The 16,115-nt window shown below is 71.8% G+C and carries 17 protein-coding genes; 5 read left to right on the forward strand and 12 right to left on the reverse strand.

The annotated features are described in order from the left end of the window. Window positions 1-9 precede the first annotated feature (9 nt). Genes ACIHFD_RS09440 through ACIHFD_RS09485 form a run of 10 tightly spaced genes read right to left on the reverse strand, consistent with a single transcriptional unit; the run spans window position 10 to window position 9,012 of the window. Window positions 10-1,119, reverse strand: coding sequence for a hypothetical protein (locus ACIHFD_RS09440; RefSeq protein WP_397366332.1), 1,110 nt, complete (start codon window positions 1,117-1,119; stop codon window positions 10-12). Beyond that, window positions 1,109-1,423 (reverse strand): LysM domain-containing protein, encoded by a 315-nt coding sequence (locus ACIHFD_RS09445; RefSeq protein ID WP_350727530.1) that lies wholly within the window; start codon window positions 1,421-1,423, stop codon window positions 1,109-1,111. Before ACIHFD_RS09445 ends, ACIHFD_RS09440 begins: the two co-directional genes overlap by 11 nt. Next, window positions 1,423-2,103 carry a hypothetical protein gene (locus ACIHFD_RS09450; protein WP_397366333.1) on the reverse strand — a complete coding sequence of 227 codons (681 nt, stop codon included), beginning with the start codon at window positions 2,101-2,103 and terminating at the stop codon, window positions 1,423-1,425. Before ACIHFD_RS09450 ends, ACIHFD_RS09445 begins: the two co-directional genes overlap by 1 nt. After that, the gene (locus tag ACIHFD_RS09455; protein ID WP_397366334.1) at window positions 2,100-2,333 is read right to left on the reverse strand and encodes a hypothetical protein; all 234 of its coding nucleotides are present in this window, start codon (window positions 2,331-2,333) and stop codon (window positions 2,100-2,102) included. Before ACIHFD_RS09455 ends, ACIHFD_RS09450 begins: the two co-directional genes overlap by 4 nt. Further along, complete coding sequence (locus ACIHFD_RS09460) at window positions 2,330-4,438, reverse strand: ATP-binding protein (RefSeq protein WP_397366335.1); 2,109 nt, start codon at window positions 4,436-4,438, stop codon at window positions 2,330-2,332. Before ACIHFD_RS09460 ends, ACIHFD_RS09455 begins: the two co-directional genes overlap by 4 nt. Next, complete coding sequence (locus ACIHFD_RS09465) at window positions 4,435-5,622, reverse strand: DUF4255 domain-containing protein (protein ID WP_397366336.1); 1,188 nt, start codon at window positions 5,620-5,622, stop codon at window positions 4,435-4,437. Before ACIHFD_RS09465 ends, ACIHFD_RS09460 begins: the two co-directional genes overlap by 4 nt. Continuing rightward, on the reverse strand, window positions 5,619-6,308 hold the full coding sequence (locus ACIHFD_RS09470; protein ID WP_397366337.1) for a hypothetical protein: 690 nt from the start codon (window positions 6,306-6,308) through the stop codon (window positions 5,619-5,621). Before ACIHFD_RS09470 ends, ACIHFD_RS09465 begins: the two co-directional genes overlap by 4 nt. After that, window positions 6,305-6,943 carry a hypothetical protein gene (locus tag ACIHFD_RS09475; protein WP_397366338.1) on the reverse strand — a complete coding sequence of 213 codons (639 nt, stop codon included), beginning with the start codon at window positions 6,941-6,943 and terminating at the stop codon, window positions 6,305-6,307. Before ACIHFD_RS09475 ends, ACIHFD_RS09470 begins: the two co-directional genes overlap by 4 nt. 12 nt (window positions 6,944-6,955) lie before the next feature. Next, the gene (locus ACIHFD_RS09480) at window positions 6,956-7,486 is read right to left on the reverse strand and encodes a phage tail protein (RefSeq protein WP_192784721.1); all 531 of its coding nucleotides are present in this window, start codon (window positions 7,484-7,486) and stop codon (window positions 6,956-6,958) included. Between the two features lie 26 nt (window positions 7,487-7,512). Further along, window positions 7,513-9,012, reverse strand: a complete 1,500-nt coding sequence (locus ACIHFD_RS09485) for a phage tail sheath family protein (RefSeq protein ID WP_397366339.1) — start codon at window positions 9,010-9,012, stop codon at window positions 7,513-7,515. Between the two features lie 164 nt (window positions 9,013-9,176). On the opposite strand from ACIHFD_RS09485, the gene ACIHFD_RS09490 reads away from it, so the two are divergent. Next, the gene (locus ACIHFD_RS09490; protein WP_397366340.1) at window positions 9,177-9,908 is read left to right on the forward strand and encodes a DUF3592 domain-containing protein; all 732 of its coding nucleotides are present in this window, start codon (window positions 9,177-9,179) and stop codon (window positions 9,906-9,908) included. A gap of 15 nt (window positions 9,909-9,923) precedes the next feature. Here ACIHFD_RS09490 and ACIHFD_RS09495 read toward each other — a convergent pair whose 3' ends face one another. Both ACIHFD_RS09495 and ACIHFD_RS09500 read right to left on the reverse strand, forming a co-directional pair. Continuing rightward, entirely contained in the window at window positions 9,924-10,589 is a 666-nt protein-coding gene (locus tag ACIHFD_RS09495) for a carboxymuconolactone decarboxylase family protein (RefSeq protein WP_397366342.1), read from the reverse strand. After that, window positions 10,586-11,968, reverse strand: a complete 1,383-nt coding sequence (locus ACIHFD_RS09500; protein ID WP_397366343.1) for a cytochrome bc complex cytochrome b subunit — start codon at window positions 11,966-11,968, stop codon at window positions 10,586-10,588. The genes ACIHFD_RS09495 and ACIHFD_RS09500 overlap by 4 nt, the downstream gene beginning before the upstream one ends. 150 nt (window positions 11,969-12,118) lie before the next feature. Between ACIHFD_RS09500 and ACIHFD_RS09505 the strand changes: the two genes are divergently transcribed. From ACIHFD_RS09505 to ACIHFD_RS09520, 4 genes are all read left to right on the forward strand, one after another. Beyond that, a complete protein-coding gene (locus ACIHFD_RS09505; protein WP_350727519.1) occupies window positions 12,119-12,604 on the forward strand; it encodes a SigE family RNA polymerase sigma factor in 486 nt (161 codons plus the stop codon). After that, window positions 12,601-13,773, forward strand: a complete 1,173-nt coding sequence (locus ACIHFD_RS09510; RefSeq protein ID WP_397366344.1) for a hypothetical protein — start codon at window positions 12,601-12,603, stop codon at window positions 13,771-13,773. The genes ACIHFD_RS09505 and ACIHFD_RS09510 overlap by 4 nt, the downstream gene beginning before the upstream one ends. 160 nt (window positions 13,774-13,933) lie before the next feature. Then, on the forward strand, window positions 13,934-14,866 hold the full coding sequence (locus tag ACIHFD_RS09515; protein WP_363971160.1) for a sulfotransferase domain-containing protein: 933 nt from the start codon (window positions 13,934-13,936) through the stop codon (window positions 14,864-14,866). A gap of 19 nt (window positions 14,867-14,885) precedes the next feature. Beyond that, window positions 14,886-16,100, forward strand: coding sequence for a peptidogalycan biosysnthesis protein (locus tag ACIHFD_RS09520; protein ID WP_397366345.1), 1,215 nt, complete (start codon window positions 14,886-14,888; stop codon window positions 16,098-16,100). The last annotated feature ends 15 nt before the right edge of the window (window positions 16,101-16,115 follow it).

Below are 16,115 nucleotides of genomic sequence, written 5' to 3' on the forward strand. Positions count from 1 at the left end.
GGCAGGTCCTTAGGAGAGGGGCAGGAACGCGTTGCGGGTCAGGGTGAACTGCTGGGTGTAGCCGCCGCGCGTGATGTCGTGGGTGACGCTCTTGACGAAGTACGTGCCGTCGTAGCCGAGGCTCGCGCCGCGCACCGTGACGGGACGGCGGGCGCGCAGCGGCTGGCCGTAGCGCAGCACGTCCAGCTTGCCCTGCCCGCTGATCACCTCGTAGCTGTCGGCGGCCCTGGCCAGCGCGACCAACCCCGCCTCCAGGGGGGACAGCTTGGCCAGGCCCCTGACCACCGACGCCTTCAGCGGCAGCGGCCTGCGGGCGCCCATCGGCGGGTTGACCGGGGTGATGTCCGGGATCGGGACGGGAATGGGGAACTTGGTGACCGGCTCCTGGACCAGCGCCACGTACTGCGTCGCGGAGAACCCGTCGAAGGTGAACGTCAGCGTCTCGACGTTGGTGGTCGCGTCGGCGTTGGCCCACAGGGTGGGTTGTGGCGGCCCGGCCTTGACCAGCGGCCCCCAGTACGCGTAGTTGACCCCGGGGTCCGGCCCCGGCTCGACGTAGAACTGGTAGCCGACCTGCGCCGCGAGCGCCTTGACGTAGGCCAGGTCGGTGCCCTGCTGCGCGGGGATCGACTCCATCGGGTTCGGGGTGATCAGCTTGACGCTCGGCACGATCTTCGGGACGAGCCCATACATCGGGTATTTGGCGCAGATCAGGGCAACCCGCACCTCCGGCGGCAGCCCTATGTACGGCACGCCAGTGAAGTCGACGATGTCCATCATCCGGGAGACGTCCTCGCCGGTGAGCGTGAGCCGCGCCTGGCCGGGCTCGGCGGACGGCGTCACCTCATGCCGGGTGACGACGCCGTCCATCAGCACGGTGGCCTGGCCCCTGATCGTCACGACGATCTGCGCCCTGGCCGGCGGGTCGAGCGCCCCCGAGGGCAGTAGCTCGCGGAACAGGAGCGACCGCTTGCCCATGCCGAAGGACAGCCGGAACCCGCCCGGCTGGCCCACGCCCTCGCTCACCTGCACCGACAGCAGCGCGTCCACGACCTCGCGCGGCACCCGCTCGGCTCGCACCGCGCCGAGCCTGAGCGACAGCAGCAGCTCAGAAGCCATGCGGGCTCCCGATGGTCGCGGTGGGCAGCGCGACGTCGAGCCGCCGTCCCGGGCGCGCGGTGAGGTCGGCGGGGTCGAGCACCGGGTTGGCGTCCGCGATCTGCCAGAAGCGCTCGGGGTCGTCGAGGTGCAGCGCGGCGATCCGGTCCAGGCGGTCGCCGTCGCGCACCACGTGCACGGCGATCACGGTGAGCGTGCGCCGGTCCGGCAGGAACCTGCGGCGCACGTACGGGATCGGCTCCCCGCCCTCCGGCCGGTGGGTGGCGATCTCGATCCCCTGGTAGCGACTGGTCGCGGTGAACATCAGGTGCCTCCTGGCGGGCCGTCGAGGCCGAGAGTGCGCAGCTGGTCGGACGGGTGCAGCGCGGCGAGCTGCTCGCGGCGCCGCTGGTGGCCGATGAACAGGCCGCTCCCCCGGTGGGTGAACCCCAGGTCGTCGACGGTGAGGATGCGCATCGACAGCGACACCTTGGCCCTGATCGGGTTGAGGTTGGAGTCGAACGCCTCCTCCGTGACGGTGAACTCGGTGAGCCGGACCGGCACCACGCGCTCGCGGCTCCACACGAAGACCGTCAGCGGCGACTCGACGGGAACGATCTCGAAGGCGCCCTTGCGGGCCGCCTCGTCCTGCGCGATCAGGGCGTCGGCCGTCGGGTTCACCAGCAGGTCCAGCGTGGCCAGGACGGGCAGCAGGCCGTACGCGGCGACGGCGTCGTTGCCCGGCGCGAAGGGGTCTTCGAGCTGCGTCGTCGCGTCGAGCTCCGCTTCGAGCTTGATGGTCTCGTGCGCGGGCCCGCGCAGCCGCAGCGCCTCGCTGCGGTCGCCGGGTTCGGCGCCCACGCCCTGGGGCTGGAGCGTGCGGGTGATGGTGTCCGGGTTGTACTGCAGGGTGATGACCCTGAGCACCGTACCGTTGGCGGGGTCGAGCAGGACGAGCCCGCCCCTCGGCACCACGGGCGTCCCCGGCGCGAACTGCGCGCTCACCACTGCCCGCCTCCCGCCAGTCCCTGGATCCCGCCGACGACGGCCTGTGCCAGCCCCGGCGTGGAGCCGTCGGCGGCGTCCACGCTCAACCGCCGCCGGGCGGCCTGTCGAGTGGGCCCGCCCGCCAGATCCCGCCGTACGGCCTCGGTCAGAGCGTCGATGAGCTCCTGCCGGGAGAGGCCCGCCGAGTCCAGCACGACCCTGTCGATGTGCAGCACGATGCGCGTCACCGGCCCACCCGCTCGGGGTGCGGGACCGTCAGCGGCAGGCCCAGTTTCCGGAACTCCGCCCGCGCCGCCGTGAGCACCGTCGCGGTGTCGACGGGCTCGCCGGCGTCCGCGGCGAGGAACGCGGCGCCCAGCGCGATCGCCTGTACGGCGGCCCCCGTGACCGGCAGGTCCACCAGCGCGTCGAGGTCGAGGCCGCCGAGCGGCACACCCGCGGGAAAGGCCGCCGACCACAGCCGTCTGCGCTCCTCCCGTCCCGGCATCGGGAAGTCGACGACGAACCGCAGCCGCCGCAGGAAGGCCGGGTCCAGCGCGGCACGCAGGTTGGTGGCCAGCACCGCCACCCCCTCGTAGGCCTCCATCCGCTGGAGCAGGTAGCTGACCTCGATGTTGGCGTAGCGGTCGTGGCTGTCACGCACCTCGCTGCGGCGCCCGAACAGCGCGTCGGCCTCGTCGAACAGCAGCAGCGCGCCGCCGTCCTCCGCCGCGTCGAAGACCCTGCGCAGGTTCTTCTCGGTCTCGCCGATGTACTTGTTGACCACGGCCGACAGGTCGACGCGGTAGAGGTCCTGGCCGAGCTCGTGGGCGAGCACCTCGGCCGCGAACGTCTTGCCCGTCCCGCTGGGGCCGCTGAACAGCGCGGTGACCCCGTTGCCGCGTGCCCGGCGCTCTCCGTACCCCCAGGTGGACATGACCGTGGCGCGGTGCCGCACCTGCGCGACGAGCCCGCGCAGCAGGTCCGTCTGCTCGCCGGGCAGCACCAGGTCCTCCCACCTGGCCTGCGGCACCGTGCGCTGGGCCAGGGCCTCCAGCCTCGGCCTGGCCGAGCTGCGGCAGGCCGCCCACAGGCGCGCCCGCCCGTCGGGGGCGTCGAGCACGGGCCGCAGGGCGGTGGCGATGCGGTGGACGGCGGGCACGCTCAGCCGGAACTGGCCGGCCAGCGTGCGCGGCGCCCCCTCCAGGGGCAGCCCCGTCGCGGCCGCCCACAGCTCGGCCTGCTCGGCGAGGGTCGGCCGGCCGACGTCCACCACCGACGTGGCCCGGTCGGTGACCGGCCACACCTCGCGCGTGGCCAGCAGGACGAGCCCGCCCACCTGGGACAGGAAGCGCCGCAGCGCCGCAGCGGTGGCGGGGTCGGCCAGGTCGGCGTCCACGGCGTCGAGCAGCAGCGCCATCGGCAGCAGCAGGCTTTCGCGCTGCCACAGCCTGGCCACCAGGTCCTGGTCCGCCCCCGCCGCCACGAGCGCGCCGACCGGCAGGTGGTACAGCTCGCGGTTGAGCAGCGCCATGGCCCGTACGGCGACCAGCTCGCAGCTCGGCTCGTCGCCGCCGAGCAGCTGGATCACCGGGAAGCGGCCGTCGGGCGTGTCGGTCAGCGCCGCGCCGACCAGGGCGTCCGCCGCGGCCTGCGACGAGCGGGGCAGCCCGAGGCCCGCCGCCGGGTCGGGGCGGTGCTCGACCAGCCCCGTCAGCCGCTCGTCGAGCCGGTTGAGCCCTCTGATCAGGTCGACGATCCGGTCGTCGGCCCGCAGCGGCACGACGGCCAGCGGCTGGGCACCCGCGCCCACGGGCTCCACCAGCCGCCAGAACCGCAGGCCCCGCTCGGGCGAGAGCACCTCCCAGCGGGCGTCGTCGAACAGGCGCAGCGCCAGGGCGAAGGTGGGGGCCGGCTCCCCCTGTGCCGCGGCGATCAGCGCGGTGATGCCGGGCTCGATCGCGGGGGCGGCGCACAGCAGCAGCACGTCCCGTTCGAAGGCGCTCAGCCCCAGCCGCTCGGCGATCTGCACCAGGGCGGGCGCCCCGAGGCCCGCCATCGCCCGAGCCGCCGCCTCCCGCGCGCCCGCCATCGCCTGCGCCGGGGTTTGCGGAGCATCCGCCATCGATCGAGCCGCGGTCTCCCCCTCTGGCGTGTCGCCGGTGCGGGGGGCCTCGCCGGAGCGGTCACGGGTCCTGCGCCAGCCCCTCCTCGTCTCCAGCGGCTCCGGCTCAGACCGCTGGGCGGGACTCGGGGGTTGCGGGGTGAGGCCGGCGAGCCGGACGGCCAGCCAGTCGAGGGACGCCTTCAGGTAGGCGCCGTTGGCCTGCTCCCAGGCGGGCGCGTCGGTCATGGGATCACCACCTCTGCCGTGGGGCCGGTCTTGAAGGCGCCCGTGGCCCGGTCGACGATGTCGGTGTCGACACCGTCCACGCGGACGCGGACCTTGTACGTGCCGGGCGGGATCGCGGCGACGACCGAGAGCGTTCCGGTGCCGGCGGTCAGCAGGGGCACCGGCAGGTGCAGACCGCCCACCAGGACGGCCGCCTGCTGGCCGACCAGCACCGGATCGGCGACGGTAGCGGTCACCGTGGTCCTGGCCGGGGTGCCGCCGGCCGGGGTGGCGGCGAGGGCGATGATCTCGGGTGCGACGGCCAGGGGAACCTCGTTGGTGGGCACCTCGCCGGACGCGGGCGTCAGGGAGATCGCCCACGGTCCCGCGGGCAGCCCGGTGGCGGGCAGCGCGACGGCGACCTCGTCGGTTCCCGGAGACGGGAGGTGGACCTCGGCCGTGACCGGCACCCGCAGATGACGCAGGTGGGCCACGAGGGCGCCCGCGGGGAGGTTGCGGACGCTCATCGTGACGGTCTCGCCGGGCAGCGCGACCGGGCTCCCCGGCACGCCGTACCGGATGCCGGTGAGCTCCGGGAAAGGCGAGGTGGCGTCCGGGTGGGCGACCGGCGACCTGCCGTCGGGGCCGCGCTTGAGCACGGGCAGCGGCGCGGCGCCGGGCGCGGGGTTGTCGATGAGCACCGCCGAGACCTGGTAGGACGCCGAGACCCGGTACGGCGTGGCGAATGCGGTCCACATCTTCGCGATGTCGTCCTGGCTCAGCGACTCGAAGCTGACCTTCACGTTCTCGAGCTGCAGGTGCAGGTCGCTGCCGGGCAGCGGGATCGCCGTGGCGGCCCGGATCTCCTCCCCCGGCAGGATCGGGGTGTCGTGCAGGGCCAGCATCGCGGCGCCGAGCAGCTCGTGGGCGGTGCCCTCGTCGGTGCTGTAGGCGGCCAGCAGGTAGTGCAGGACCAGCGGGAGCAGCGGCCTGGGCGACTCCCCCGGCGGCGCGCCCGGCGGGTCGGCGTTGCGGAAGGAGGGGTGCATGTCGGTGCGGTACAGGAACAGGTTCACGTGGTCGCCGTTGACCTCGTCGGGCGCGCGGTCCGGCGGCACGATGGTCACCTGCGGGCCGCCGAGCCGGTTGAAGATCCTGGCGCGCAGCGCGGCGGTCACGGCGGCGATGGCGAGGGAGTTGCTCATGCCAGCTCCCCCTTGCTCCGGCCGCGCAGGTACGCCTGGAGCACCGAGGCGTGGTCCTTGCGCGGCGGCTTGGCCTGCGGGGCGGCCTGGGCCTGCGGGGCGCGTACCTCGAGCCGCCCGATCGAGATCTCGACCACCGACGGCACGGGGGCGTCCTGTGCCGCCTGGCCGGGCGAGGGCCGCGCCGCCGCGGCGAGCACGGGGCCCGCGGCGACCCGCAGCAGCGGGGCGCCCGCCGCGCGCCTGGCTTTGGCGATGTCGGGGAGTGGCGAGTCCGGCTGATGAGCGGGGGCGTGCGGCCGCGGCGGGGTGGCGGGGGTGCGGCGCCCGGCGCGCGGCGCCTGGGCCGCGGCGATCGAGTCCACCACATCGGGCCTGGTCACGGACGGCACCGGCGGGGTCCGCTCGCGGCCGGGTTCCTCGGAGGCGCGCGGGGGCCGTTCCATGTCGATCTCGGGCTCCTCGTACGCCTCCGCCTCCTCCGCCGCGGGCCGTCGGAGCCTCGTCGCGGGGACGGCGGGCGGCCGGGTGGCAGGGGCGGGGTCCGGCACGTCGGAGAAGGCGGGCGGTTCGTCCTGGACGCGGCTCATCGGCGGCTGGTCCTCGTACAGCGAGGCCGGGCGGGGGCGGATGCCGGTCACCGGTTCGCGGCTGCGCGCGATCAGCCGCTGGAGCAGGCCGCTCACGATCTCACCAGCCCCAGGTAGCACTGCCGCCGCCAGGCGCTCAGCGCGAGGACCTGCGGCTCGGTCCAGCCGTAGGCGGCGGCCAGGTCGTGCACCTCCAGCAGGGTCCTGCGGCACCAGCCGTCCAGCTCCGACCACAGGTAGCTGACGATGTCGAAGGACTCGGCCCACTCCAGCCCGCAGTCGGGGCACGACAGGCACAGCTCGACGTCCACCAACGGGTCGGCCGCGGCCCAGGCCGCGGCCGTCTTCTCGATGTCCTCCGCTTCGGAGCAGCGGCCGACGAGGGCTTCGCACGGGTCGCGCTCGGACAGCGCGGCGGCGACGTCGGCGCTGGTGGGCAGCCGGCACGGTGCCGAGGACGGCGGGTCGAGCAGTTGCTCCTGGTCGAAGGAGACCTCCACGTCCGTGCCGCACTCCGGGCACGTGGACACGCCGTCCAGGCTGGAGCCGAATAGCGCGGCGCGCAGCTCGAACAGAGCCCGGTCGCGCTGCCCGACGGTCAGGTGGGCCAGCTCGCCGGGGGTGCGGCCCGTACCGGCCGCGAGCAGGGCGAGGCCCCGCTCCAGCGGCGTGCGGTCCCAGCCCGCCTCCCACGCGTCGAGCAGCTCAGCAGCACCGGCCACCACTGTCACCAGGACCGCCCCTCAGGAGTCCTGCTCGGTGGGCTCGGTGACGCTCAGGTCGCGCACCCATCCCTCGTTCTCCAGCTTCAGGTGCTGGATCGCGATGGCGTTGGCGTTGGCGTCGAGGTCGGGCAGCGCCTGGAACTCTGACACCCAGCAGCGGAAGACCTGGTACGCCAGCACCTTCTGGCCCGCCTCGTTGAAGACCTCGATGACGAGGTCCTTCCTGAAGGAGGCCAGCGCCACCTCGCGGTCGCGCTGGTCGGGGCCGGCCTGGGCGTTGGCGTAGTTCCACACCTTGTTGGCCCACTGCTCGAACTCGGGGTCGTGGGTGACCCCGCGTTCCAGGGTGATCGGCTCGTACTTGGTGCGGCCCGGCGACTTGCGCGAGCTGGAGTGGTCGCCGCCGTCGCGGTGCTCGACCACCTCCGTGGTCCGGCGCAGGGCACTGACCTTGCTGATCCCGGCGACGTACTTGTTGTCCCACTTCACCCGGAACTTGAAGTTCTTGTACGGGTCCAGGCGAGTGGTGTTGACGGAGAACTGAACCAATGTCGCTCCTAGGGAGTGGCCGATCGTCAGGCGTCGGGACGCTTCTGCTGGATCCGGATGCGCACGAACTCGGCGGGTTTCAGCGGCTGGAAGCCGACGTCCACGTTGACGACGCCGACGTCGATGTCGGCCTGCGGGTTGTTCTCCCTGTCGCACTTGACGAAGTACGCCTCCCGGGCCGTCCTGCCCTGGAAGGCGCCCTGGCGGAACAGGCCGTCCATGAAGGCGCCGACGTTCAGCCGGATGGAGGCCCACAGCGGCTCGTCGTTGGGCTCGAACACCACCCACTTGGTGGCGCGGAACAGCGTCTCCTCGATGAACAGGGCGAGCCTGCGGACGGGGACGTACTTCCACGGGTCGCCCACCTCGTCGTTGCCCCGGCAGGTCCGCGACCCCCACAGCACGTGCGAGTAGACGGGGAAGGTGCGCAGGCAGTTGACGCCCAGCGGGTTGAGGCCGCCGTTCTCCGCGTCGGTCAGCGCCACGGTCGCCGAACGTACGCCGGCCAGCGCCGCGTCCACCCCCGCCGGCGCCTTCCACACCCCGCGCAGGGTGTCGGTGCGGGCGAACACCCCGGCCACGGTGCCGATGGGCCCCACGGTCAGGTCGGGGCCGCCCGCCGGGTCGGAGATCGTGAGGCGCGGGTAGAAGACGGCGGCGTTGCGCCCGGCGACGCCGGTGACCGGCAGCCCCGCGCCCGCCCCCGAGGTCGCGTTGGCGACGCTGGTCCAGGAGAAGGGCGGATCGAGCAGCAGCATCGCCCTGCGGTCCACGCACAGCCGGGCCGCCGCGTCGATCACCGGCGCCCACCGCGAGTCCCTGTCGTCGGGGCTCCCGGACGCGGGGGGCGCGAGCTGCGGCGGGATCACCAGCAGGTTGAAGATCGGCACGTCGAGCAGGGCCTGCATGCCGGTGCGCCGGACCGGGTCACCGATCACGTCGGCGGCGCTGAGCGTCACGTCGGCCGCCGGGGTGGTGGTTTTGTCCCCTTCGGGGGGCCGCCTGTCGACCGCGCTGCCGTCGGCCGGCCCGACCAGCCGGGAGGTCTCCAGCGCCCGGTCCAGCCACCTGCCGCGCAGGGCCGCGTCGATGGAGATCTCGTACGTCTCGGTCGCCTTGCCGGAGACCTTGATCGTCAGGGTGTAGTGCTTGCTGTCGGCGGGGTCGTGCTTGACGGTCGCCGTCAGCGTGTTGCCCGCCGTGCCCGGGGCCGTGGCCCGCAGCTTGACGCCGTCACCGAGGTCGATGGTGGCGTACTGGGTGTCGGCGCCGACCCGTACGACGATCGCCTTGGCGCCGCCGTTGAGGAAGAACTGGTAGACCGCGTAGCTCAGCTCGCTGCCGGTCCACAGCCCGCCGAAGGTGCTGTCGTACTCGGTCCAGCTGTTGATCGTCGTCGGGGTGCGCGGACCCTCCAGCGCCAGGCCGACGAACGCCGCCACGGACGTGTCGACGCCGACGATCGGCCGGACCGCGCTCTCGATCTCCTCAAGATAGACACCGGGATAGGTGAATCTCGTCGCCATCGGCCTTCCTCGTCCTGTAGCCGCAGAGCCTCTGCCGGTAGTGTCGGCCCAGGCCATAACCCGGCCGTCACCTCACCGTCACTGCGCCATCACCCAGGCCCTGGACGAGCCGTTCCCTGGCTGGACCGCCGCGGCCCGCGGGGCCGATCGGGCACACTCGTCCTATGCGTAACGGACGGCTCTTCACCATCGTGGGCGGGATCTTCGGTCTGATCGGGCTGGTGCTGCTCTGCGTCGGCATCGCGATCGCCGCCTCCACGGCGGGCTTCCTGGCCTCGGCCGAGCGGACCGACGGCACGGTGGTCGAGCTGACCGCGCGGACCAGCACCACCCGGAGCTCCGACGGCCATACCCGCCGCGCGACGTACTGGTACCCGACCGTGGAGTTCACCGTCGGCGGCAGGCGGTACGCGTTCCAGAGCTCCACCGGCAGCAACCCGCCGTCCCATCAGAAGGGCGAAAGCGTGCCCGTCGCCTACGACCCGGACAATCCGTCCGACGCGCGGATCGCGTCGTTCTCGTCGGCGTTCCTCGCTCCGCTGATCGTCGGCGGGCTGGGGGTGGTGTTCACCCCGATCGGTACGGTCCTGTTCGTCAAGGGACGGCGGATCGCCCGGCTGCGTGCCTGGCTCCGGGAGCAGGGACAGCAGGTGTGGGCGGAGATCGAGCACGTGGGACGCGACTTCAGCGTGCGGGTGAACAACCGGCACCCGTACGTCGTCCATGCGACGTGGCAGGACGAGCGGACGGGCCGGACGTACACCGCGGCCAGTGACCACCTCCGCGACGACCCGAGTCCCCGCCTGCGGGGCCGGACCCGCGTTCGCGTGCTGTACGACGCCGCCGACCCCGATCGCAACCTGATCGACCTGGACGCGCTTCCGTCCCCGTCCTGACGGCCCGCGAGCCGGCTAGAGAGGCGCGCCGATCGCGAACACGTCCATCAGCTGCGCGAGGGTGCGGTAGTAGCCGATGAGGACGACCAGCTCCACGACACCCTCGCGTCCGAGCGGCCCCGCCGCGGCCGCGTACTCCTCGTCGTCCAGCGGGCGCGGGTCGTCCTGCAGCCGCCGGCACAGGCGGTAGGCCGCCGCCTCGGTGGGATCGGCGGAGGTGAAGGTGCCGGAGGCGAGCGTGGACAGCTCCTCTTCGGTGAGCCCGGCCGCGCGGCCCACCCGCTCGTGGGCGTACCTCTCGAAGTCGCTCCCGGTCGCCGCGGCGACGGCGAGAATCGCGATCTCGCGGGTGCGGGCGCTCATCCGCGTGCGGTAGCGCAGCGCCGCGCCCAGCTCCTGGAGCGGGCCGCCGAGGAGGGGCGCGTGCAGCATCACGCCGAAGGGCCCGTTCAGCGCCCCGTCCTGGTCCTGGAGCGCGAAGAGCTGGGGCCCTGCGGCGCGGGGACCCGAGGTGATCTGCCGGTAGAGGGCCAGCTGTTCCTCGCTCAGCTCGGCCTCGGTCAGTTTCGGAAGCCGCGGGGCGGGCGTGTCGCGCACGTCGATGTCCTGTTCGCCGGTGTCGGGTCGGAGATGTGTGGTGAAGAAGCCCGCGACGGTGGGCAGGGCGAGCGTACCTGTCATCGCCCTGAGGTGATCGCCGGCTCCCGCCGCGCCGGCGCCAGCCGTTCGTGGAATCCGCCGTCCGGCGACCGCACGATGATCCCGGTCTCCACTCCGTGCTCGGCCACGTCGCGATCCGTCTGCTGGAGGGCCATGCAGATCCACCGGGTGATGACGAAGGCGATGACGGGGCCGATGAGCACGGCGTACCTGAAGAAGATCGTCACGGCATCGACCGTGAGCTGGAACTGGTGGGCGAACTGGTCGTTGGCCGCGGCCGCCCACAGCAGGCCGTAGAACGTGACGCCGGCGACCGCGACGGCCGTCTTCACCGGCGTCTCGCGGGGCCGATCGAGCAGGTCGTGCGCGAGCGTCTCGCGGGCCATGCGGCCGGTCGTCTTGGGCCGGCCCAGCGCGTCGCGGCGGCCCCGTCGCGAGGCGAGGAAGCGCTCGGCCATCGGGTACGCGGCCAGGGCGGTGAAGAACACCCCGGGGATCACCAGCGTGGGGACGATGACCGCGAGGCTGAGCGTGTAGTCCCCGACGGTGAGCTCCCACCCGGGCATGATCCGCAGAGCGCCGTCGAGGAACCCCATGTACCAGTCGGGAACCGAGCCCGCCGAGATCTGCGTCGGCGTCGCCGGGCCGTACAGCCATATGGGGGCGATCTGGAACCCGAACCCGAGGATGATCAGCATGCCGATCGTCGCGAGCGCCATCGTCGGGCGCACGCTCCGCCGCGCCGGCAGCGAGGCGACGAACCGGGAGTGGCCGTGCCGCCGTACCAGCAGCTCACGGGCGATCAGCAGCGCGGCCATGATCACCGCGACCAGCAGGTGGCCCCCGTACATGACCGGAATGACCCTGTCACCGGGGAAGTCCGGGCCGAACAGCAGCGACAGCGCCCAGGTGCCCACCACGGGGATGGACTGCACGACCGACTTCATCAGCCACAGGCTCCCGCCCGACAGCAGGTCGTCGGGCAGGGCGTTGCCGGTCTCGCCCGCGGCCATGCCCAGCGCCAGCAGGGTCACCCAGATCAGCCACTGCCCGGTGCGCGGGCGGCGGAACGCGCCGGTGAGGAACATGCGCAGCAGCTGCACCGCGACGGCCGCCACGAAGACGAGCGCCGCCCAGTGGTGGACCTGGCGGATGAGCAGGCCGCCGCGCACCTCCAGGCTCAGGTGCATGGTCGAGTCGAAGGCCCTGCTGACGAGGAGTCCGCGCAGCGGGCCGTACGAGCCGTCATAGGTCACCTGGGACATGCCGGGGTCGTAGAAGACCATCAGCACCGCCCCGGTCACCGCCAGGACGACGAACGACCAGACGGCGATCTCGGCGAACATGAACGACCAGTGGGAGAACTGAAACGAGCGGCGCTTGGCCGGCAACGAACGCATGTGAGCCCCCTAAAAGTGCCTCACTCACAAGACGAAATCGGGCCGGGAGGTGTGACACCGAAGAGGCGCCGGTGACGGTGATTCACGTCACCACGGACCAGATTTCGCGGAGGCCCCAACCGTTCACCCCCTCTGGGACGTCTTCTCTACATGACGGATTCCGAGGCGTTCGAGGCCTTCGTCACCGCCTGGCACCCGCGGCTGCTGCGGGCGGCCATCCTCATCAGCGGTGACAGGCATCTCGCCGAGGACGTCCTCCAGGATGCCCTGATCAAACTGGCGCGCCGCTGGTCGAAAGTGCATACCGACCCGGTCAATTACGTGCGTACCACCCTGTACAGGGACGTGGCGTCCAGCTGGCGGAGGCGGCGGGAATTCGCCTACGGGGAGCCGCCCGACCTGGCGGATCACGACACCTCGGGAGCGTCGGACCTGAAGGTGGTGTTCGCCCGCGCGCTGGCCAGGCTGCCGGTGAAGCAGCGGGCGGTGCTGGTGCTGCGCTTCTACGAGGACCTGCCCGTCGGGGAGGTCGCCGCGATCCTCCGGGTCTCGCCCGGGACGGTGAAGAGCCAGACGCACGCGGCGCTGAAGCGGTTGCGCGAGGTCGCTCCCGAGCTGGAAGAGGTGTTGATATGACGGACCAGAGGCTGCGGGAGCTCTTCGACGATCTCGCCGAGACGCTGCCCGAGGGGACGTCCCGCGCGGGCGAGCTGTGGCGGCAGGGTACGCGGAGCCGGGCCCGCCGCCGGTGGACGGCGGCCGCGGTGGCCGCGACGCTCACCGCGCTCGTCGCGGTGGGGATCGTCGTGTCCCCGGAGCCGGTCGAGCGCGGCATCACCGTGTACCCCAGCGCCACCCCCACGCCCACGATCCCGTCGACCCCGCCCATGGACACGGCGCCGCCGCCCAGCGACGAGGCGGGGCTGCCCGCGCTGGCGACCGGGCTGCCGCAGAAGTGGGCCGGCATCCCCGTCGTGACCTCGGTTCCCGGACCCGTGCTGGCGCTGGCCGAGTTCGGCGACGGGCGGATCTATCTGGTGAAGTCCGACGGCCGCGTCCCTCTCGATGTGAAGCTGAGTGATTCGGTGGACTCGGCCGGCAACGGCGGGACTGCGCTGAAGCCCAACTCGCTCTCCCCCGACGGGACGATGGCCGCCTTCCCGCAGAAGGACGCGGTGGTGGTCGTCGACCTGGTGATCGGCCAGACCCGGCGCTACAAGGTGCCGGGGTTCAACGAGGTGGTGCTCTGGCGCGGCGAGCAACTCCTCGTCGAGCAGGAGAAGGCGAACTACCTGCTCGACCTGGCCACGGGGAAGGCGCGGCGGCAGTCGTACCAGGACTTCACGGGTGTCGCGGGCTATCGCGACCTGAGGATCGTCTCGCCCGGCGAAGGCGGCCGGACGGTCATCCAGGAGGGCGGGTCGGAGGTGGCGCTGGACGTCCGGGGCCTCACCGGCGAGGGTGGCATGCCCGTGGGCGTCCTGGGCAACCACGGATGGCAGCACGGCGACCTCGTCGCCAGGTCCGCGTTCGCCCGCGGCGACCAGGCGGAGAACGCCGACGTGGTCGTCGTGGCCGACGCCGACACGGGACGGGTGGTCAGGACGCTGCTCCTGCCCTGGGGCGACGCTCCTGACACGAGGTGCGGGAAGGGCGGCTGCCCCGTACGCGGCTGGATCGGCCAGGACACGGTGATCATCGAGAGCGGGGACAGGCTGCTCGGCTGGAACATCGGCACCGGCGCGCTGTCCCGCGTCGCCGAACTGCCCGATGAGGTGACCGCCTACTCCCTGCGCGGTTGGTGAGCCCGCGATTTGATCATCAAATGCCCAGACAGGAGGGTTTACCGGAACAATTACCCGCTAGTCAGATCAGTAATATGGCCAAATCCCAATTCCTATACGGAATGCACACGCACAATCACATACCTTCCGTAACTCATGTCTAGTGATTAAACTCACACAAATGACGACGCATCTAGCTCGTTACCTCACACCGATGGAGGACAGCTCTCGGTGGGACGGGTTCCAATTCCGGCCTGGCGACATCGTCATCAATTCCCCGGCTAAGTGCGGCACCACCTGGACCCAGATGATCTGCGCGCTCCTGGTCTTCCAGACGCCTCAGCTGCCCGCGCCGCTGTCGAGCCTCTCACCGTGGATCGACATGCTCGTACGTCCGAAGCAGGAGGTCTGGGACCACCTGTCCGCGCAGCGGCACCGCCGTTTCATCAAGACCCACATCCCGCTCGACGGCATCCCGACCGATCCGCAGGTCACCTACATCACGGTGGGCCGGGATCCGCGCGATGTCGCCATCTCCCTGCGCAGCCACGGCAAGAACCTCAAGCGTGAGGTGATCCGCCGGCTGATCCACCAGGCCGCCCAGCCCGGCAACGGGGCGGCCGAGGCCCCGGTCGACGGTCACGACGAGAGGGACCTCCTCGACGAACGGACGTACTTGTTACGTTGGGTCGACAACGACGACTCGCCGTACGCCAACCTCGACTCGCTGCGCGCGCTGATCTGGACGCAGAGCCGCGCATGGGTCCGCCGCTCGGAGCCGAACGTCATCCTGCTCCATTACGCCGAGCTCTCCGAGGACCTCCCCGGCCAGATGCGACGGCTCGCCGGACGGCTCGGCATCGAGATCGACGAGAGCAGGTGGCCGGAGTTGGTCGAGGCAGCAACGTTCCAACAGATGCGAAATCGCGCGGACGAACTCGCACCCGATGAGCAACTGGGTTACATCCGCGATCGCGAACGCTTTTTCCGCAGCGGTAAGTCGGGCCAATGGCAGCAGTTCCTCACCGTTGAGGATCGAGCGCACTACGACCGCCGGATAGCCGAGTTCGCGGAGCCAGACCTGCTCGAATGGCTCCATCACGAGCCCGGCTGACCGTGACTGCGGTGTTTCGATGACGCACCAGAAAATTCCAGAAATACAGCCAGAAGTGCCCGGGCTCGTGACGGTCGAGCGCGTCCCCTCGTTGGACGACATCGCCGGGCGTGCGTGGGATGACGTCGCCGACCCGCAGGACCTGTTCCAGAGCCGCGCGTGGCTGCGGGCTCTGGAGCAATCCGGCGAAGCACCCGTCACCTACCTGATCGCCCGACAACCCGGGCACCCTCGAATCCTCGGCGCCCTTCCCCTCTATGACTCGCTCCCCAGTCGTGGTGACTTCCTGTACTGGCCGGAGCTCCACTTCCAGGACCTCCTGCACGCCGCGGGTCCGCCCGGCGGCCGGCTGGGACTGCTGGCCGGTTCCCGTGCGGGATTCAGCACGCGGCTCATCGTGGACCGCACCCTGCCGGCCACGACCAGGACGGTGGTCCTGCACGCGCTTCGGGACGCCGCCTGCGCCGTGGCGGTCGAGCGCGGGCTCCCGTACACCTTCTTCCTGTTCCTCGACGCCTCCTCATGGAGAGATCTCGCTCCGGTCGTCGGCGACGGAGATCACCACCGGCTGGCGAGTGTCGCGCAGACCGAGCTGGAGCTCCCCGGTGAGGGCTTCGAGGACTACCTCGCGACGCTGCCACGGAACACCCGCACCAGCGTCCGCAGGGAGGTTGGGCTCTTCGCCAGGACCTGTGCGACCGAGACCGTCCCTCTCCGCGAGGCCATCGCGACCGTCGCGCCGATGATCGTGAACGTGCGGGCCAAGCACGGGATGGCGTACGGCGTGGACGCGGTCACGCGCCGCCTCGCGCAGTACTCGGCCGCGCTGGGAGACGCCGCGGCGACGGCCGTGCTGTGCCGGGTGCGGGGCCACATCGTCGGCGCCGGAGTCCTGTGCCGCTGGCATGACCGGCTGTACGTGACGGACTTCGGACGCCTCGACGACGACGCGCCGGACCCGTTCGTGTACTTCAACGCCGCGATCTACGAACCCGTCAGGCACGCCTATGCGATGGGGCTGTCGAGCGTCGTCACCGGGGCCGGGGCGGAGCTGGGCAAGGCCCGGCGTGGTTCGGCCGTGCTCCCGCTGATGCACTTGGCGTGGGCGACGGCCGGGGATCACCCGGACCGCCGGATCGACACCGCGCCGGCGGAGCAGCGCAGGAAGCACTGGAGCGAGCTACGCGGCGCGCACCCCAGGTACTTCCACTCGGCGTGGGATGAGCTGTTATGACCCGATCCGAGGGAG

Source organism: Nonomuraea sp. NPDC051941, from assembly GCF_044593615.1.